Below are 18538 nucleotides of genomic sequence, written 5' to 3'. Positions count from 1 at the left end.
CTTTTTCTCGCGTCTTACTTGGCCCAGTTGGGCTTGCCCGAACGCTTGGCCAGGCCCGACAGCGGCTTGGCCGCCGCGGCCTTGCTGGCGCGCGCGGCCGACGGTGCGGCGCTCAGGGCCATCGCGTCGGGGTTGACCCCGCCGAAGCCCCAGATGATCGTGAACGCGCTGATGTCGAGCAGCACGTGCGCGGCGTTGCCGCTGTTGAAGATGGAGACCACGTCGGGGGTGTCGCCGTTGGAGCCGATGCCCGACACCACGTGGTTGGCGAGCGCGGTCAGCTTGGTGCTGGCCGCGTAGTTGATGACCGAGGTCGCCGGGCGAGCGGCGCCGCCGGGCCACATGGTCAGGTAGCCGTCGCTGAGGGCGCCGGTCACCGTCAGGTTGCCGTGCAGGGCGACCGCGTTGAACGCCAGGTCGCCGATGTAGAGGTGGATCGTTTTGCCAGCGAGCAGGCGGCCCGCCGAGTCGAAGTTGCCCGCCTGGTTGATCACGTAGGCGCGACCCGCGGCGCTGCGGGTGTCGAGCACCCGCTGCGGGATGATCGGCACGAGCTGGGTCGCGGTGAACGAGGTGTGCACCATCTCCGGCAGGCCAGGCACGGCCAGCGTCCAGATGTTGCCGGCGCCGTCGACGCGAAGTGAGCCGACCGGAGCGTCGGGAGCGATCTCGCCCGACGGCGCGAGGTTCAGCGCCGGACCCTCGAGGTTCTCGAGCGTGACCATCGGGTCGGTGCCCTCGCCGGTGTTGATGCCCTGCACGACCGGGTCGCCGGGCGAGGCCTGGGCCGGGGCGGCGACGGCGGCGCTCACGGCGCCCGCACCGACGACACCGGCGGCCACGGTGCCGGCGCGACGCAGCAGGCGGCGGCGGCCCAGGGAGGAGTCAGGTGTCTCTGTGGACATGGGTGGTTCCCCCGTCTATCAGCTGTAGGAGGGTGGAAAGACTGATGGATCATCCAAGGGCGACCCGAGTATCGCCATTGACCGATCGGTTCGTCCTTCGACCGCGAGCTGGTTGATCTTGTGCTAAGCCCAGGCTTGACGCAAGGCGACGCCGGCTTCGAGCTCCAGGAGGAAGCGTTTGGCCGGTAGCCCGCCACCGAAGCCGACCAGCTTGCCGCCGGCGCCGACGATGCGGTGGCACGGCACCACGATGGCGATCGGGTTGCGGTTGCAGGCGACGCCGACGGCGCGGGCCGCGCCCGGATCGCCGACCACCGCCGCCACCTCGCCGTAGGTCTCGGTCGCGCCATAGGGGATGGTGGTCATCCGCCGCCACACCGCCCGCTCGAACTCGGAGCCGCGCTGGACGGAGAGCGGTAGGTCGAAGTCGGTGAGCTCGCCGGTGAAGTAGCCCGCCAGCTGCTCGCTCGCGGCCGCCAGCACACCGGCCGGCGGCGTGAGCTCGACACCGTCGATCGCACCGAAGTTGAGCCGGCACAGCCCGGCGTCGTCAGCCGCCAACGACAGCGGGCCGACCGGCGAGTCGACGACACTCCACCTCATGACACCCATTCAACCTCGGGGGTACGACATTCAGCGCCGGCGGTAGCTGACGACCAGCACACCGTCGTCCTGGCTGAGCGAGTCGCCGGCGCACGCGAGCCGGTAGGACCGACCCTCCGCCGGGTCGTCGCGGAACTTCGTCGGCGACCCGTAGGGCGTGTCGTTCAAGAACAACTGGCTGGTCGCGTCGTTGCCAGCGGGCGTGACCAGGATCGAACCGGGCCGCAGCTCGTAGCGGAAGCGCACCGGCCCGGTGGCCTCCAGCCGGATCGGCCGACCGTCGGGCGCCTGGGCGGTGAACCTGACCCCGTTGCCGTAGTCGGTCTCACCCGTGCCGTCGTCGCGCAACCGCAGGATCGTGCCCGCACCGCCGGTGAAGACCACCGGGCCGGACAACGACGGGACCGGAACCTCCTCGCGGTAGCTGGTCACGTCCCACTCACCGACCGCGCAGCGCAGCGCCGCCCGTTCGCCGGCCCGCGAGGCCTGCACGACGACGATCGCGCCGACCAGCAGAAACAGCAGCACCGAGAGCACCACGATCGGCACCCGGTACGAACGCGGCGCGACGCTCTGCATGCCCGAGACCGTAGCGACCGCGGCCGGCCGCTGTCATTCAGGAGCGATGATGCCTTCGGCCCGCGCCCAGCGCAGCAGTTCGGCCTCGGCCTCGTCGCGGTCGAGCGGACCCTGGTCCAGCCGCAGCTCTTTGAGGTGCCGCCAGGCGCGGCCGACGACCGGCCCGGGTGGCACCCCGAGCAGCTCCATGATCGCGTTGCCGTCCAGGTCGGGGCGGACCCGAGCCAGGTCCTCCTCGGCCGCGATCCGGGCGATCCGCTCCTCGAGCGCGTCGTAGTCGGCGGCCAGCTGCGCCGCCTTGCGCCGGTTGCGGGTGGTCACGTCGGAGCGGGTCAGCTTGTGCAGGCGGGAGAGCAGCGGCCCGGCGTCGGTGACGTAGCGACGCACCGCGGAGTCGGTCCACTCGCCCCGACCGTAGCCGTAGAAGCGCAGGTGCAGCGCCACGAGCTCGACCACCTCGGCGGTGACGTCCTTCGGGAAGCGCATCGCCTTCATGCGCTGCTTGGTCATCCGCGCGCCGACCACCTCGTGGTGGTGGAAGCTGACCCGGCCGTCGGAGGAGACCGCCTTGGTGGCCGGCTTGCCTACGTCGTGCATCAGGGCGGCGAACCGCAGCACGAAGTCGGGACCCTCGCGACCCTCCAGGCGCACGGCGTTGGCGACCACGATCAGCGTGTGCTCGTACACGTCCTTGTGTTGGGCATGCTCGTCGATCTCCAGCTTGAGACCGGAGATCTCGGGGATGAACCGGTCGGCGAGCCCGGTGTCGACCAGCACGCGCAGGCCGTAGACCGGGTCGACGCCGCACATCAGCTTGGTGAACTCGTCGCGGATCCGCTCCGCGGTGATCCGGTCGAGGTCGGCGGCCATCGCGACCATCGCCGCGCGCACCCCGGGGTCGATCGAGAAGCGGAGTTGCGCGGCGAACCGGGCGGCCCGGAGCATCCGCAGCGGGTCGTCGCCGAACGACTGCTCCGGCGTACCCGGCGTCCGCAGCACCTCTTCGGCCAGGTCGTCGAGGCCGCCGTACGCGTCGGTGAAGACGTGGTCGGGGAGGCTGACGGCCATCGCGTTGACGGTGAAGTCCCGCCGGCGGAGGTCCTCGGCCAGGCTGGACCCGTACTGGACGACCGGGTTGCGGCTGACTCCGTCGTACACGTCGGCCCGGAACGTGGTGATCTCCAGGCGGAGCCCGTCGCGCTGGGCGCCGATCGTGCCGAACTCGCGGCCCGTCTCCCAGGTCGCCTCCGCCCAGCCCTTGAGCACCGCCAGGGTCTGGTCGGGGTGGGCGTCGGTCGCGAAGTCGAGGTCGTTGCCGAGCCGGCCCAGCAGTGCGTCACGCACCGAACCGCCGACCAGGTGGAGCTCGTGGCCGGCTTTGGCGAACCGGCGGCCCAGCTCGTCAGCGACCGGCGAGACGCGGATGAGCTCCGCCACGGCGGTCTCCTGAGCCTGGCTGAGGCGGCGGGAGGAGGATGTTCCGGACATGGGACCGCCAGCCTATCTGTCTGTCCGGGGTCGCCGACGCCGTGGGGCAGGGTTGTCCAGGTTAGGGTCGGGCGTACGTCGTCATCCTCGACTGGAGGTCCCGTGAGCAGCGGCCTTTACCGCAGCGCGCACGCCGCGCACGGTGGCGACGGCATTGTCCGAGCCGATCCGGTCGACATACCGCCCCCGGCGGGGCCACCCGCTATCGAAGAGCCGTCCTCCGAGGGTGGCAGCGCCGCCGGCAACAGCGCGGTCATGGCGGTCGGCAGCCTCGTCAGCCGGGGTACGGGCTTCCTGCGCACGCTCGTGATCTCGGCCGCGCTCGGTGTCGCGGTGGGCGACGCGTACACGACGGCCCAGATCCTGCCCGGCATGGTGTTCGAGTTCCTCCTGGGTGGCGTGCTGACCAGCGTGCTGATCCCGGTGCTGGTCCGCCGGCGGGACACCGACCACGACCGCGGTGAGCTCTACACACAGCGGTTGCTGAGCCTCGCGGTGGTCGCTCTGTTCGTGGCGACCGTGCTGGCGGTGCTCGCCGCGCCGCTGCTCACGCTGCTTTACATCAGCGGAGACACACCCGACCAGACGCGCGATCTGATCAACATCCTGGCCCTGCTGATGCTCCCGATGATCTTCTTCAGCGGGTTGTCGGCACTGATGAGCGCGATCCTCAACGTCCGGGGGCACTTCGCCGCCCCGATGTTCACGCCGATCCTCAACAACATCATCGTCATCGCGTCGTTCGGTCTGTTCATCGCGGTGTACGGAGCCCGCGAGGGTCTCAAGACCGGCGACATGAGCGCCACGATGATCCTGCTGGTCGGCGGCGGCACCCTGCTCGGGATCATCGTCCAGGTCGCCGGGCTGGTCCCGGCGCTGCGCAAGGTGGGCTTCCACTACCGCTGGCGTGGCCAGTGGCGCGAGCTCGGCCTGCGCGAGCTGGCCCGGCTCGGTGGCTGGATGTTCTGCTACGTCGCGGTCAGCCAGCTCGGCCTGATCGTCGTCTTCAAGTTGGCCAACGCGGCCAGCGACAAGGGCGACCCCGGCCCACTGATCTACAACAACGTCTTCCTGCTGGTGATGACCGCGCACGGGATCATCGCCGTCTCGATCATCACCGCGCTGCTGCCCCGGATGAGCGCTGCGGCGGCCGAGGGGCGGTTCGGGGACTTCGCCGACGATGTTTCACGTGGAACACGCACCGTGACGGCGGTGCTGGCGCCGATCGCGGTCTGCTACGCCGTGCTCTCGTACCCGATCTCCGTGGTGCTGTTCCACTACGGCGCGTTCACCGGGAAGAACGCCACGGACACGGGGGTCGTGCTGACCACCGGTGCCCTGGCGCTGGTGCCGTTCGCGATCAGCCAGCTCTTCACCTTCGCCTTCTACGCCCTGCCCGACACCCGCACGCCGGCTTTGGTCAACATCCCGGTCGTCGGACTGCGGGTGATCGTGCAGGTGGGCCTGTTCCTGGTGCTGTCCACCTCGACCGTCGCGGCCGGCCTGATGTTCGGCAACGCGGTGTCGTACGTGGCCGCCGCGGTGGTGTTCGCGATACTGCTGCGCCGCCGGATCGGACCGATCGGGGCCGGGCGGATCATGAAGACCTTCGGCAAGGTGTTCGTCGCGGCGGTCGGCGCGGCGCTCGTGGGCTACCTCGTGCTGCTGCTCCTGCCGGACAGCGACTCGGCGGACCGGATGATCGCGATCGCCCGGCTGGCGGTCGGCGGCGCGGCGATCTGCCTGAGCTACCTCGGGCTCGCGATGGCGCTGCGGATCACCGAGGTGACCAGCGTGGTTGGCATGATCCAGCGGCGGCTCGGCCTCGCGCGTTGAACCCGGTCGCGGCCTTGGGTCCGCGACGCGCCGAACGAGAAATCGTACGTTTTTCGGGTTCTCACTATGTCGCCGCAAAGGCTGATTTGCGGGCGTTTGCAGTGCTCAACGGGCCGGATCCGGCGCTGCCAACGGGGGAGCAGGGCCTGTGGAGGTGTGGCCGGTCCCAGGTAAGGTCGCTCCCGACAGATGCGCCGAGCCCCTACGCTATTGAGGTGGCACCGCCCTTCGGTTCTTCACACGGGGCGCAGCGCGCTGCCCCGGGTGACTGCGAGACGGCGAGCGAGTCAGCATGACGAGCGAGAACAGCACCGAAGGAGGACCGGTGACCCAGGTCGGCGAGGGCCAGGAGGCCGAAGAGGCCACACCTCCCGTGCTGACCGTCGGTGCACCGAGGGTCGGCGAGGTCCTCGCGGACCGCTACGAGCTGGCCGAGCACATCAACGACGACGCCGCGGGCCGCCAGGTCTGGCAAGGCGTCGACGTGGTGCTCCGCCGCCCCGTCGCCGTCGTGCTGCGCTATCCCGGCGGCGACTCCGCACAGGAGATGCTCCAGGCCGCGGTCACCGCCAGCCGGGTCATCCACCCGAACCTCGCCGGCGTCTACGACGCGATCGACGAAGACACCCGGGCGTACGTGGTGCGCGAGTGGATCGACGGCGAAGCGCTCCGGGAGCTCGTGGTCGACGGGCCGCTCGACGCCGAGCGCGCGACCTCCATCGCCCACTCGGTGGCCAGCGCGGTCGCCGCGGTGCACGCCACCGGCATGGTCCACGGCAACGTCCACCCCGGCACGGTCATGGTCGGCGACGACTCCCGGGTCGTGCTCGCCGACGCCCGGGCGACCGAGGGCGACACCCCTGACACCGACGTCCGCGCGATCGGCGGCATCCTCTACTTCGCGCTGACCGGCCACTGGCCGCACGCCGAGGTCGGCCCCTCCTCGCTGCCCGACGCGGTGCGCGACGGGTCCGGGGCGATCGCCGCGCCGCGCATGGTGCGCGCCGGCGTGCCCGCCTACCTAGACGACCTGACCATGGACCTGCTCGACGACCGGCTGGCGCTGCCGTCGGCCGACGTGCTGGCCGCCGAGCTCGACCGGCTCGACGTGGCCGCCGACGAGCCGTTCATCGTCGACGCCGGTCCGCTGCGCTTCTCCGCCGTCGAGGATGGCCTGCCCGACCAGCCGCCGGCCACCCGGCGCAAGCTGGTGCTGGGTGTGGCCAGCCTGCTGGTCGTCGCCACCGTGGGCCTGCTCATCGGCATCAGCGTGCTGGCCGACCGAGGCGGCCCCGACGACGGTGCCGCACCCGGGCCGGGTGTCGCCGCGACCGCCACCACCGATCCCGCGGGCGAGAGCACCGCTCCGCCCGCGCCGAAGACCGTCGCGCTCACCCGCGACCAGGTCCGCATCGTCGACCCCGACGGCGACCGCACCGAGCTCGGCGACGCCGCCCTGATGGTCGACGGCAAGCGCGACACGGCTTGGGAGAGCGACACCTATAGGAACCTGCCGTTCGGCGACAAGTCCGGCATGGGCGTCCTGATCAAGTTCGCCGAGCCGACCGACGTCAGCTCGGTGCAGGTCAACCTGTCGGCGACCGGCGCGTCGGCCGAGCTGTTCAGCGGCCAGGGCGACTCCGGCAGCACCCGCACGGGTGACCGGAAGATCATTGCCGACTACAAGACCCGCATCGGCGAGCCGATCGAGAACCACGAGGCGACCACGCTGACCTTCGGTGGGTTCCCGCCGGACGTGAAGCACCAGTACCTGCTGATCTGGTTCACGAAGCTGCCGACCACGCCGGACGGTCGCATGCGGCTCGAGATCCAGGAGATCACGGTCCAAGCACGGGGCTGAGCAGGGCCACGCGGGGATAGCGCCGCGACGATAAGGTGCAGCCGTGACAGCCGGCCGGCGCGACCCCGCCGACCTCGAACCCCTCGACGCACGCGACGACGAGGCGCTCCTGCGCGCCCACGTCGCGGGCGACCCGCAAGCGTTCGGGGAGCTGTTCCGCCGGCATCGCGACCGACTCTGGGCCGTCGCCCTGCGCACGCTGGGCGAACGGGAGGACGCGGCCGACGCCCTTCAGGACGCGCTGCTCTCCGCGCACCGGGCGGCACCGCGGTTCCGCGGCGACGCGGCGGTCACCACGTGGCTGCACCGGATCGTGGTCAACTCCTGTCTGGACCGAATCCGCCGGCGCCAGGCGCACCCGACCGTCCCGCTGCCGGACGGCCACGGCGACCCCGACCGGCCCGGCGGCGTCGAACCGGCGGCGCCGGTGACCGACCACGACACCGCGCTGGTCGTGCGGCAGGCGCTGGCTCGGCTGCCCGAGGAGCAGCGGGCGGCGTTGCTGCTCGTCGACGTGCAGGGCTATCCGGTGGCCGAGGCGGCCGTGTTGCTCGGGGTCGCCGAGGGCACGGTGAAGAGTCGGTGTTCGCGGGGCCGGGCGCGGTTGGCGATGCTGTTGGGGCACCTGCGGTCCGGTGGCGGCGGCGTTGGCGGTGGCGTGGCGTCGGCCACCGCACGGAACCGGTCGAGCGGCGGTGACGTCCGATCAGTGTCGGGCGGCCCGGTGCCTGACAACAGCGGGGAGGGGGTGTCATGAGCGAGCCTGTCGAGGTCGACTTCGACCTGCTGGCCGACTACGTCGGCGGCGCGCTCGACGGCACTCCCGAGCACGACCGGGTGGCGTCCCTGGTGGCCACCGATGTGGCGTGGTCGCAGGAGCACGATCTGCTTCTGGCGGCGCTCGAAGCGACGGCCGACGACCTGGCCACGTTCGCGGAGCAGACCGCCGAGCCCATGCCCGACGCGGTGCTGACCCGACTGCTGGCCGCACTGCCGACGGCCGACGCGACGCCCGTGACCCAGCAGGTCGTCGACACAGCACTGCCCCCTACGGAGAAGGCCGCAGGCGCGCAACCAGCGACCGCTCTGCCGCCGACCGACCAGATCGAGAACGCCGCGCGGGCCGCGCTGCCCCCGGCCGAAATGACGGTGGCTCGCGCTGAAGGCCCCGCCCTGCCCTCGGCCGAGCAGGCGGTCACTCGCACCGAGCGCGCCGCACTGCCGCCGACCGAGCAGGTTGCGGGTGGAGAGCGGGCCGCTCTGCCGCCGACGGAGACGGTCCTGGGCGGGGAGCCGACCGAGCAGGTTGCCGGCGCGGAGACTGCTGGCCCGGGAAGTCGGAGTCGGGCCGTGCGAGATGGTGTCCGGGCTCCCCGCGGGCGGCGGGCGGCGGCCGGTCCTGCGGGTCGGCCCGCCGGGGCTAGGCGCCGGCCGCGGTGGTTGTCGTGGGCCGCGCCGGCCCTCGTCGCGGTGGCCGTGGCGGCGTTCGCCGGGGTGTGGATCAACCAGTCCGTCGGCACCGGCACGAGCGGGGAGACGGCTGCTGGGGCCGCCGACTCGGCGGCGCAGGCGCCGAACTCCGCCGCCGGCGCTGCGCTGGCCGTACCGCGGTTCGCCACCGGCAGGGACTACAACGGTGCTGCCGTCGCGGGTGGGTTCGGCGGCACCTCGGCGCGCGCCTCGGTGAAGGCACAGAGCCCCGGGGTGATGTCGGCCGAGGAGGATCAGCCGGAAGGCGCAGTCGCCAAGTCGGTCGAGCCCGAGTTGCTTCGGCTCAATGCCGAGGCCGCGCTGGCCGTGTGTGTCGACGCGATCGCTCAGGCGCATGGGCAAGGGCCGATCACGGTGTCGGCCGCCGACTTCTCCTCGTACCAGGGACGCCCTGCTGTGATCGTGTTCTTCACCGACTCCGCCGGGCTGCGTTGGGGCTGGGCCGTCGGCCCTGATTGCGGACCGGGCGGCACAGACGAGCTGTTCCGCAGCCGAGTAGGGTGACCGGTAACAGCCCCGGACAGACCGGACGCGCGGCGTGAGGTTGTCCACCCACGGGAATCCTTGGCTCGTACCATGACGTTCTTCCTGGTGCGAGCAACGCCATAACTTCGGGAGACGGCAGTGGACGACGTCCGCAACTTGATCATCATCGGCTCTGGTCCGGCCGGTTACACGGCTGCGGTCTACGCCGCCCGCGCCAACCTGAACCCCCTGGTCATCGAGGGTGTGCAATCGGGTGGCGCGCTGATGACCACCACCGAGGTGGAGAACTTCCCCGGCTTCCCGGACGGCATCCTCGGCCCCGAGCTTATGGACGCCATGCGAAAGCAGGCCGAGCGGTTCGGCGCCGAGTTCCTGACCGACGACGTGACCCGGGTCGAGCTGGTCGACAGCGGGCAGCTCGGGTCGGGCGTGACCCAGGCGGTCTACGTGGGCGAGACGGTCTACCGGGCCAAGGCGGTCATCCTGGCCACCGGTTCGGCGTGGCGGCCGCTCAACGTGCCGGGCGAGCAGGAATACCTCGGGCACGGCGTCTCGTCGTGTGCCACCTGTGACGGCTTCTTCTTCCGCGGCCAGGACATCGTGGTCGTCGGCGGCGGCGACTCCGCGATGGAGGAGGCGAGCTTCCTCACCCGCTTCGCCGCCAGCGTGACGATCGTCCACCGCCGCGACTCGTTCCGGGCGAGCAAGATCATGGCCAAGCGGGCGCTGGACAACCCGAAGATCAAGGTCGAGTGGAACTCCATCGTCACCGAGGTGCTCGGTGAGGACGGCAAGGTCACCGGCGTGAAGCTGCACAACGTCCACAACGGCGAGGCCAAGGAGCTCGCGGTGGCCGGCGTGTTCGTGGCGATCGGCCACGACCCGCGCAGCGAGCTCTTCCGGGGGCAGGTCGACATGGACGAGAACGGGTACGTCAAGGTGTCCGCACCGACCACCCACACCAGCCTTCCGGGCGTGTTCGCGGCCGGCGACCTGGTCGACCACACGTACCGGCAGGCGATCACCGCCGCCGGCACCGGCACCTCGGCAGCCCTCGACGCCGAGCGCTTCATCGCCGCGATCGAGGTCTGATCTTCGGCCGGGCGTGAGTCCGGACACGACATGCCGCCGGGCGTTCCCGGAAACTACATACTCGATTCAGCATTCGTTGGCCCGGAGGAGGGTTTTCAAGTGGGAGCGACCAAATCGGTGACGGACGCCAACTTCGTCAACGATGTCCTGCAGGCGGAAACGCCCGTGCTCGTCGACTTCTGGGCCGAGTGGTGCGCTCCGTGCCGCAAGGTGGAGCCGCTGCTCGAAGAGATCGCCGCTGAGATGGGCGACAAGGTGCGGATCGTCAAGCTCAACATCGACGAGAACCCGGAGACGGCCCGCGCGTACCGCGTGATGTCCGTGCCGACACTCACCGTGTTCAAGGGTGGCGAGCCCGTGCAGTCGGTAGCCGGCGCCCGACCCAAGGGTGACCTGGTCAAGCTCATCGAGGCCGCGTTCTGACCCACGCGTCACACGCCCCCGCATCCACCAGGGTGCGGGGGCGTTCTTCGTCTCACGATCCTTCCGGCCCTGGCCAGGCGGCCACGATAGGCTCCGGAAGCGCGGCTTGTGTCACCCGGAGGAGGTAGTCCGTGCGTGTTGTCCGACGTGGAGACCGTGGTCCCGCGGTTACCGAGATCCGTGGCATCCTCGTCGGCCTCGGGCTGATCCCGGGCGCACACGCCGCCTCGTCGGGCTCGGAGTTCGAGTCGAGCGACTTCGACGAAGCCACCGAGCAGGCGGTGCGGGCCTTCCAGCAGAGCCGCGGCCTCAGCGTCGACGGCGCGGTGGGCGCGGAGACCTGGCGGGCGCTGGTCGCGGCCCGCTGGCGGCTCGGCTCGCGCACCCTCTACCAGGCCATCCCGGAGCCGCTGACCGGCGAAGACGTGCGAACCCTGCAAGAACGACTTCTCGAGATGGGGTACGACGTCGGCCGCGCCGACTCCGTCTACGGCGCCCGGACGGCCCGCGCGGTGGCCCAGTTCCAGCGTGAGGTCGGGCTGGCCCCTGACGGCGCCTGCGGACCACAGACCATGCACGCGCTGCGCCGGCTCGGCCGCAAGGTCACGGGCGGCCGCCCGCAATGGCTACGCGAGTCGGACGCGTTCCGGCACTCCGGCCCCAACCTGGTCGGCAAGACGGTGATCGTCGACCCGGGCCACGGTGGTCCGGACACGGGCTTCGTGGTGCCCGAGGGTGAGCTGCGATGGACCGAGGCGGAGCTGGCGTACGACATGGCGGCGCGCCTGGAAGGTCGCCTCGCGGCGGCCGGCATGCGGGTCCACCTGACCCGAGGGCCGGCGCCGGCGGGTGAGCTGACGGACCTGGAGCGGGCGCAGCTGGCCAACGAGCTCGGTGGTGACCTGTTCATCTCGCTGCACATCGACGGCCACGCGAACCCGGAGGCCGACGGGGTGGCGACCTACCACTACGGCACCGACCACGGCGCCGCGTCGACCGTGGGGGAGCGGCTGGCGGGCCTGGTGCAGCGCGAGATCGTCGTGCGGACCGGGTTGCGCAACTGCCAGACACACGCGAAGACGTGGGAGCTGCTGCGGTTGACGAAGATGCCGGCCGTGCGGGTGGAGGTCGGCTACCTGACGTCGCCTCTCGACCGGGCGAAGCTGGTCGACCCGCGGTTCCGGGATCATGTCGTCGAGGCGGTCGTGGCCGCGGTGCAGCGGATGTACTACCCGATCGACCAGGACGTTCCTACGGGCTCGATCGACGTGCGGGAGCTACGGGCTGCGCTGGCGGCTGGTGCGCTTTAGCTGACGGCCGTCGTCGGGTTTTCTGGGGACGGGGCGATCAGCGCGGTCGATCTTTACGCGACGCCCTCAACGTCTTGGGGTTCGGTTTGGTCCTTTAAGGGTGTGTGCCGCGGACTTGGCAAGCGAAGCGATCCCCGGCGGGAGCAACGGTCGCGCCCCCGGCGGACCCGGGACCATCTCTTGCCTTTGGCTCCTCGCTTGGATCTAACTTTGACTTGCCCTGGTTGCCGGGCGAACTGGGCGGAGGATGTTTTCTGGGCTCATCGAGCCGAGGAGCTTCTCCAGCGCATATTCGACGTCGGACTTCCACGAGAGCGCTGTGCGTAGCTCCAGGCGCAGGCGGGGGTAGCGCGGATGCGGACGAACGGTCTTGAAGCCGACGGACAGGAAGAAATCCACTGGAGCCAGGCAGCCCGGCTCCTCGGGGGCGTCGCCGAACTTCGCGTCTCCGAACGCCTCTATCGCCTTCACGCCGCGTTTCACGAGGTCGCGGGCAACACCCTGGACGAGCATGCGGCCCAGGCCGCCGCCGGCGAAGGCGGTTACCACGTGGGCGTTCATCAGGAGGGCGGCGTCGGCCGAGACCGGTGAGGTCGGGAAGGCCATCGAGCGAGGGACGTAGGCCGGCGGGGCGAACATGACGAAGCCGGCCGGCATGCCGTCTACGTAGATCAGCTTGCCGCAGGAGCCCCATTCGAGGAGGGTCTGCGAGACCCACGCCTCCTTCTCCAGGCCGGGGTCGCCGGCGGCGCAGGCGCGCTCGGCGGAGACGGGGTCGAGCTCCCAGTAGACGCATTGCCGGCACGGGCGCGGCAGGTCTTCCAGGGTGTCCAGAGTCAGGCTGACCAGACGACGTGACATTGCGGAACCTCGAACCGCTCGTTTGCCAGATCACGGCTTTCGGAGCACGGTGGATGTCGCGTGCGGCCCGCCTTGCCCCCAACCAGCGATCGTACGCCGGAACCGCGCAGGAGGGGAGAGGTCGGACATCGCGCGTCCGAGGGGTCTGACCTGCTGGAGGGGGCTCGGGTTCCGCGATATGGACTGCCCTGCGGTAACCCGAAGGTGGCTCGCCGGTGCGCGGTCTACCATCAACCAACCAGCGCAGCGCCCGAAAGTGAGGTAGGGCATGACCGGGACGACGCTCGACGACTATACCGACCGCTATGCGCGGCGGGTTCGCGGCATGACGGCATCGGAGATCCGAGCTCTGTTCGCCGTCGCCAGCCGTCCCGAGGTCGTCTCGCTCGCTGGTGGCGCTCCCTACATCGCCGCACTGCCGCTCGACGCCGTCGGCGAGATGCTCGGCAGCCTGGCCGCCGATCATGGCACGAGCACCCTGCAGTACGGGATCGGGCAGGGGACCCTCGAGCTGCGCGAGCGGATCTGCGAGGTGATGGCCCTCTCCGGCATCGACGCGAGCTCCGGCGCTTCGCCGGACGACGTCGTTGTCACCGTCGGGGGCCAGCAGGCCCTCGATCTCGTGTCACGGCTCTTCCTCGACCCCGGCGACGTGGTGCTCGCCGAAGGGCCGACCTATGTCGGGGCGCTTGGGGCCTTTCAGTCGGCGCAGGCCCAGGTCGTGCACGTGGCGATGGACGACGAGGGCCTGATTCCGTCCGCGCTTGAGGCCGCGATCGCCGAGGTCGCGCGGTCCGGGCGGCGGGCGAAGTTCCTCTACACGATCCCGACCTATCAGAACCCGGCCGGGGTGACGCTGACGGATGCCCGGCGTGACCAGGTGCTCGACATCTGCGAGCGGGCCGGGCTGCTGGTGGTCGAGGACGACCCCTACGGCCAGCTTTCGTTCGACGGCGAGGCTCCGCTGCCGCTGCGGGCGCGTCGGCGCGAGGGGGTTTTCTACCTTTCGACGTTCTCGAAGACGTTCGCGCCCGGGCTGCGGGTCGGCTGGATCCTGGCTCCGCACGCGGTGCGCGAGAAGCTGGTGATCGCGTCCGAGTCGCAGATCCTCTGCCCCAGCGCGTACGCGCAGGCGGCGGTGACAACCTATCTGTCGACGATGCCGTGGCGCGAGCAGATCAAGACGTACCGCGAGGTCTACCGGGAGCGGCGCGACGCGTTGCTGGAGGCGCTGACCGACCTCATGCCCGAGGGCACGACCTGGACGAAGCCGAGTGGTGGCCTGTTCGTCTGGGCGACCCTGCCGCCCGGGCTCGACTCGAAGGCGATGATGCCGCGGGCCATAGCGGCGCGGGTGGCCTATGTGCCTGGCACGGGCTTCTACGCTGACGGCACCGGGGGCGGCAACATGCGGCTCAACTTCTCGTTCCCGTCGCCGGAGCGGATCCGTGAGGGCGTACGCCGGTTGGCGGGCGTGATGGAGCAGGACCTGGCCATGCGGCAGGTGTTCGGCGCGATCAGCGCGGTCGCCAATCGCCGCCGTGGGCAGGCCGGATCCGACGTTCCCGGCCCAGACTTGGCATGATCTGACCCATGGGTACCACCGATCTGCGCGTCCTCGTCCTGGCCGGCGGGCTGTCATACGAGCGGGACGTCTCGCTCAAGTCCGGCCGCAGGGTGATCGACGCCCTCCGCGCGGCTGGGATCGACGCGCAACAGCGCGACGCCGACGTGGCGCTGCTGCCGGCGCTGCGGTCTGATCCGCCGGACGCCGTCGTGATCGCACTGCACGGCGCGACCGGCGAGGACGGGTCGCTGCGCGGGGTGCTCGATCTGTGCGACGTGCCTTATGTGGGCTGTGACGCGCTGGCGTCGCGGCTGGCGTGGGACAAGCCGTCAGCGAAGGCGGTGCTGCGGGAGGCTGGGATCCCCACCCCGGACTGGGTGGCGCTGCCGCACGACCGGTTCTCGGAGCTCGGTGCGGTCGCAGTGCTGGAGCGGATCGCGTCGCGGTTGCAGCTGCCGTTGATGGTCAAGCCGGCCCAGGGCGGCTCCGGCCTCGGAGCGGCGGTGGTCCGTGACGAGAGCGCGTTGCCGGCGGCGATGGTCGGGTGTTTCGCCTATGACTCGACTGCGCTGGTGGAGCGCTATGTGACCGGGATGGACGTCGCGGTCACCGTGATCGACCTGGGGGATGGGCCGCAGGCTCTGCCCGCGGTGGAGATCGTGCCGCGCAACGGGGTGTACGACTATGCGGCGCGCTATACGGCTGGGCTGACTACGTGGCACACGCCGGCGCGGCTGGATCCGGCTGTCGCTGCGACGGTCGCTCAGGCCGCGGTGGCTGCGCACAACGCGTTGGGGCTGCGCGACCTGTCGCGGGTCGATCTGATCGTCGACGAGTCCGGGGCGCCGCAGGTGCTCGAGGTCAACGTGGCGCCGGGGATGACGGAGACGTCGCTGTTGCCGATGGCGATCCAGGCTGCCGGGCTGGACTTCGGGAAGGTCCTCGCGACGATGGTCTCTCGGGCGGCTGGACGCGCGGCGCTCAGGTGATCGTCGGTCGCCGCATACAGACGCGGGGCCAGCGGTCGAGGCCGTGGTCGGCTTCTTGCTGTCGTTTGGCTCTTAGGCCTGGGGTGAGTTCGTCTTCCGGGATGGGTTGGAAGCCGCACCGCTCGTAGTACGGGGCGTTCCAGGGGACGTCCCGGAACGTGGTAAGGGTGAGGGCTGGCATGTCGTTGGCCGCGGCTTCGGCGGCTGCGTGGTCGATGAGGTGGCGCCCCAGGGCCTTGTGAGCGTGCCTTGGGTGTACTGAAACCTGCTCGATGTGCAGGTTGCCGTCGATCGGTTCGGCGATGAGGTAGGCGATCGGGTGGTCGTCGATGGTCGTCACCCAGGCTGTGCCGGCTTGTAGGTAGGCGTCTAGGTCTTCCTCGGTTGGGGGTTCGTCGTCGGCGATCTCTGGCATGCCGATGTCGCGGAACGCTTCTCCGGCTGCTCGCTCTATGGCCTGCAGCGTCGGCACGTCGGCGCGTTGCGCTCTTCGGATCCCCACCTAGCCATTGTGTTGGTGGTTGGTTTCACGTGAAACATCTTTCTGGCTTGGGGTTGGGAGAGGTGGCCTCGGGTCGGGGACGGCGGGTTCGGGTCGTCGCTGGCTCGCCTCTTCGCCGCTGCGGGTTTGGCTTGCGACGCTCGTGTGGACGCGAGCGCTTTGGGTCTTGGGGTGTCGGTCCGTTACCGCGACAGCGGGGCTGCTGTATGCGTGGGGTGCGTCAGTGGCAATGCCGCGGCTTCGGGAGCTGAGCGGCTCTGCGGAGGAAACGCGTGCAGCCGCGGGATCTCGGCGTGGGTCGCGGCCAGCTGCGCCTCGACCCCGGCCCCGCGGGCGACGTCGACCCGCTCCTCCTCGCCGCGACGGCCCGGGCGAGCTCGAAGTCGCGGATCGCTGATGAGTCTGGCTCTGGGCCACGCGGGCGGGCTCGCACGAGCAGAGGAAGGTCCGGCCTGAGGCACTCGCTGACCATCCGCTCGACTTCGGGCCTCAGTGGGGCTGGGCGACGTAGCTAGCCTGAAGGCTGGCATCCGTGGACGGCGCTGGCTTCGCGATGCTTGCCGCACCGCGTGCCCGCGCCTTGTATGGGTCAGGGGTCCTTGGCACCGCCCGCTCGGCACGCGCTTGCTTGTCGTTACGGAGGTTGTTTGTCACGAGCGCTCTGCCGGCAGCTAGCACGCGGCGGTCGTAGGGCACCGCCGTGCCGTCAGCGCCACCCAGCGCCGCGTGGTCACGGCCCGACCGTTCCCATGCCGCTCGGCCGTCACCGCAGAACGGTGGACGCCGGTGCCTTTGATGATTGAACGTCCGCTGTTCCGAGCAAGCTGTCCCCGGGCCATACCAAAAGGCTTTGGTTCCGCCGGCCTAGCGTATGTTCACCGGTCGGGTTCCTCGTCGGTGGCGCACCGCGCTTCCTGGCGACCGGCTTCAGCGCAGCCAGTCGCACATTCCGCAGCGCGTCAGAAGCGCCGTCGCCCCCAGCACGTCCGTCGACTTCGGCGCTACCAAGCGCTACCCGGCGCCTTGGCGCTTGAACGTCCGCTGTTCAAGCGCACGGTTCCGCCACCACGCACTAACAAGGCATAATTCCGCTCGGCCCAGCGCTGTGATGCCATGCATCGCCGTGCCTTAAGGGCCACAACGCTGCGGGGGGGAGTCCGGCGGTGCCGAGTAAGCCCCCGGGCCTTGATGCCGTTGCTCAATCTGTTCCGGAGTCGTCCCGGCCCCGCGACCAAGTGCCTCGAGGCATAGCCCGCTCCGCGCATGCCGATCCAGCGACGGCTGATTGCTCACGAGCTCAGTTCTGTCCGCAGCGCGGCCGGGCTGCACGAGACCGGCCCGGAGCGCGCAGTCGCCGCGTTCGAGGACGCAGTCGGCCGGTCAAGGCAGGCGCCGGTTTCACGGGAAACCGCAAGACGCGATACCGAGCTTCCGCCCGTATCCGGAGTGGCTCGCGCGCGACTCCGTCGGCCGAGAGGAGGGCAGTCGGCGGAGAAGAGGGCTCTGCGTTCTGGTTTCCCATGGGAAATGGGGGCTCTCCTGACTCGTGCCGGCGGACCCGTGAACCACGGCGCGACTGCGGACAAAGCGGTGGAGTGCTCGGCCTCTGCATCAGCCGTGGTGGTCGCTGGACAGGGATCAGCGAGTCGGCGGTGACGCCGGGCCGCCGCACACGTGCATCGCCCGCCGACCGTATAGCCGCCGTCCGTCGTGCCCTGGGCGCCTCCGTGGTACCGCGGTCGCCGACGCGCAGCGGCACTGCTGTTGCGTCTCTTGCCCGGCGGCTCGAAACCATGGTCCGACGTCGTGGTGGTTCGGCTGCGGCGAGCCGGGCGTCGGAAGGCGAGCGACCCCGGTGCCCTGACCTGTCAGGAGTGTGCTGACTAGCCCACGAACCGGGCAAGCGCGAGCCGTGGCGCGCCAGCTTCGACGACCCAGCCCGATGTGGTCCCGGCGTTGTGCGGGTCGCTGAGGACTGGCGACGGCACATCGGTGGGCGCTGGCGCGAGACGTTTGACTCGCCCGAAATCAGGTTCGAGTCCGAAGACGCCGAGGACTTCGGCTCCTAATTTGCGATGGACCGGCGCTGCGACAGCGGCAATCGAGTCACCCGGAATGCCCGACCGCAGTCAAGTAGGGAGCGGCTCGCGCGGCGCGTGGGAAGCAGGGCCAACTGTGCATGCGTCGCGGGTCGTTACGCCTCGGCGGGGAGGCGCACCTGACAAAACACGGCGCAGCCGACGGCCGGGCTCTTGATCGCGCTTGGCCGCAGGCCAGCCTGGACGCGGCACCGCCGGCCACAGGTCGCGAACCGACACCCAGAAGCGGGCGTCAGCGCGTCGTGGGTTGTGTAGGCCTCCGACGAACGCTGCAGAGCAGCTAAGGAACGAGGGATCGCTAGTGCGGGTTCGGTGCTCCCGGCCCAGCAATGTTTCACGGGAAACCTGAAGATCGAGTAGCGCAACGCGGTGCGAGAGCAATGGCGGCTCAGCGGTGCGGCGGCGAGCCGCCTGTGCATCGAGCTAGGCGGAAACCGGCGTGACGG

The 18538-nt window shown here is 70.3% G+C and carries 15 protein-coding genes; 9 read left to right on the top strand and 6 right to left on the bottom strand.

The features are described 5' to 3' along the window. Positions 1–14: 14 nt before the first annotated feature. The 4 genes from AB0J88_RS27925 to AB0J88_RS27910 all read right to left on the bottom strand — a co-directional run bounded on the left by AB0J88_RS27925 (position 15) and on the right by AB0J88_RS27910 (position 3575). A complete protein-coding gene (locus tag AB0J88_RS27925; RefSeq protein ID WP_364350627.1) occupies positions 15–905 on the bottom strand; it encodes a hypothetical protein in 891 nt (296 codons plus the stop codon). Between the two features lie 123 nt (positions 906–1028). Beyond that, a complete protein-coding gene (locus tag AB0J88_RS27920) occupies positions 1029–1508 on the bottom strand; it encodes a methylated-DNA--[protein]-cysteine S-methyltransferase (protein ID WP_364350630.1) in 480 nt (159 codons plus the stop codon). Between the two features lie 30 nt (positions 1509–1538). Continuing rightward, a complete protein-coding gene (locus tag AB0J88_RS27915) occupies positions 1539–2087 on the bottom strand; it encodes a hypothetical protein (protein ID WP_364350633.1) in 549 nt (182 codons plus the stop codon). A 33-nt stretch (positions 2088–2120) separates the two neighbouring features. After that, entirely contained in the window at positions 2121–3575 is a 1455-nt protein-coding gene (locus tag AB0J88_RS27910; RefSeq protein ID WP_364350636.1) for a CCA tRNA nucleotidyltransferase, read from the bottom strand. 102 nt (positions 3576–3677) lie between these two features. Here AB0J88_RS27910 and murJ point away from each other — a divergent pair, with 102 nt between their 5' ends. From murJ to AB0J88_RS27875, 7 genes are all read left to right on the top strand, one after another. Next, positions 3678–5411, top strand: a complete 1734-nt coding sequence (gene murJ / locus AB0J88_RS27905) for a murein biosynthesis integral membrane protein MurJ (RefSeq protein WP_364350639.1) — start codon at positions 3678–3680, stop codon at positions 5409–5411. Positions 5412–5703: 292 nt separating this feature from the next. Next, positions 5704–7272, top strand: a complete 1569-nt coding sequence (locus AB0J88_RS27900) for a protein kinase family protein (RefSeq protein ID WP_364350642.1) — start codon at positions 5704–5706, stop codon at positions 7270–7272. Between the two features lie 43 nt (positions 7273–7315). Continuing rightward, a complete protein-coding gene (gene sigM, locus AB0J88_RS27895) occupies positions 7316–8029 on the top strand; it encodes an RNA polymerase sigma factor SigM (protein ID WP_364350645.1) in 714 nt (237 codons plus the stop codon). After that, positions 8026–9267, top strand: a complete 1242-nt coding sequence (locus tag AB0J88_RS27890) for a hypothetical protein (protein WP_364350648.1) — start codon at positions 8026–8028, stop codon at positions 9265–9267. The genes sigM and AB0J88_RS27890 overlap by 4 nt, the downstream gene beginning before the upstream one ends. 120 nt (positions 9268–9387) lie before the next feature. Beyond that, entirely contained in the window at positions 9388–10341 is a 954-nt protein-coding gene (trxB, locus tag AB0J88_RS27885; RefSeq protein WP_364350651.1) for a thioredoxin-disulfide reductase, read from the top strand. Between the two features lie 99 nt (positions 10342–10440). Beyond that, positions 10441–10764 carry a thioredoxin gene (gene trxA, locus AB0J88_RS27880; RefSeq protein WP_089250323.1) on the top strand — a complete coding sequence of 108 codons (324 nt, stop codon included), beginning with the start codon at positions 10441–10443 and terminating at the stop codon, positions 10762–10764. A 131-nt stretch (positions 10765–10895) separates the two neighbouring features. Next, positions 10896–12074 (top strand): N-acetylmuramoyl-L-alanine amidase, encoded by a 1179-nt coding sequence (locus AB0J88_RS27875; protein ID WP_364350655.1) that lies wholly within the window; start codon positions 10896–10898, stop codon positions 12072–12074. Between the two features lie 204 nt (positions 12075–12278). On the opposite strand, the gene AB0J88_RS27870 is transcribed toward AB0J88_RS27875, so the two are convergent. Then, entirely contained in the window at positions 12279–12935 is a 657-nt protein-coding gene (locus tag AB0J88_RS27870; protein WP_090785979.1) for a GNAT family N-acetyltransferase, read from the bottom strand. Between the two features lie 268 nt (positions 12936–13203). Between AB0J88_RS27870 and AB0J88_RS27865 the strand changes: the two genes are divergently transcribed. Together AB0J88_RS27865 and AB0J88_RS27860 are read left to right on the top strand one after the other, a co-directional pair. Beyond that, positions 13204–14520, top strand: a complete 1317-nt coding sequence (locus AB0J88_RS27865) for a PLP-dependent aminotransferase family protein (protein ID WP_364350658.1) — start codon at positions 13204–13206, stop codon at positions 14518–14520. An 8-nt stretch (positions 14521–14528) separates the two neighbouring features. Further along, complete coding sequence (locus AB0J88_RS27860) at positions 14529–15491, top strand: D-alanine--D-alanine ligase (RefSeq protein ID WP_364350661.1); 963 nt, start codon at positions 14529–14531, stop codon at positions 15489–15491. On the opposite strand, the gene AB0J88_RS27855 is transcribed toward AB0J88_RS27860, so the two are convergent. Beyond that, positions 15484–15993, bottom strand: a complete 510-nt coding sequence (locus tag AB0J88_RS27855; protein WP_364350664.1) for a GNAT family N-acetyltransferase — start codon at positions 15991–15993, stop codon at positions 15484–15486. The two genes, AB0J88_RS27860 and AB0J88_RS27855, sit on opposite strands and share 8 nt — an antisense overlap. Between the last annotated feature and the right edge of the window lie 2545 nt (positions 15994–18538).

The organism is Asanoa sp. NPDC049475 (assembly GCF_040676915.1).
In the GTDB taxonomy this organism is placed as follows: Bacteria; Actinomycetota; Actinomycetes; order Mycobacteriales; family Micromonosporaceae; genus Asanoa.
The sequence above is the reverse complement of the archived record's forward strand: the minus strand, read 5'-3'. Positions and strand labels throughout refer to the sequence as shown.

Bases quoted from the DNA above. Each gene is read 5' to 3' on its own strand.
- AB0J88_RS27890 (WP_364350648.1), top strand. From the start codon at position 8,026: ATGAGCGAGCCTGTCGAGGTCGACTTCGACCTGCTGGCCGACTACGTC.
- AB0J88_RS27860 (WP_364350661.1), top strand. From the start codon at position 14,529: ATGGGTACCACCGATCTGCGCGTCCTCGTCCTGGCCGGCGGGCTGTCA.
- AB0J88_RS27900 (WP_364350642.1), top strand. From the start codon at position 5,704: ATGACGAGCGAGAACAGCACCGAAGGAGGACCGGTGACCCAGGTCGGC.
- AB0J88_RS27865 (WP_364350658.1), top strand. From the start codon at position 13,204: ATGACCGGGACGACGCTCGACGACTATACCGACCGCTATGCGCGGCGG.
- AB0J88_RS27915 (WP_364350633.1), bottom strand. From the start codon at position 2,087: ATGCAGAGCGTCGCGCCGCGTTCGTACCGGGTGCCGATCGTGGTGCTC.
- AB0J88_RS27925 (WP_364350627.1), bottom strand. From the start codon at position 905: ATGTCCACAGAGACACCTGACTCCTCCCTGGGCCGCCGCCGCCTGCTG.
- AB0J88_RS27910 (WP_364350636.1), bottom strand. From the start codon at position 3,575: ATGTCCGGAACATCCTCCTCCCGCCGCCTCAGCCAGGCTCAGGAGACC.
- AB0J88_RS27920 (WP_364350630.1), bottom strand. From the start codon at position 1,508: ATGAGGTGGAGTGTCGTCGACTCGCCGGTCGGCCCGCTGTCGTTGGCG.
- AB0J88_RS27870 (WP_090785979.1), bottom strand. From the start codon at position 12,935: ATGTCACGTCGTCTGGTCAGCCTGACTCTGGACACCCTGGAAGACCTG.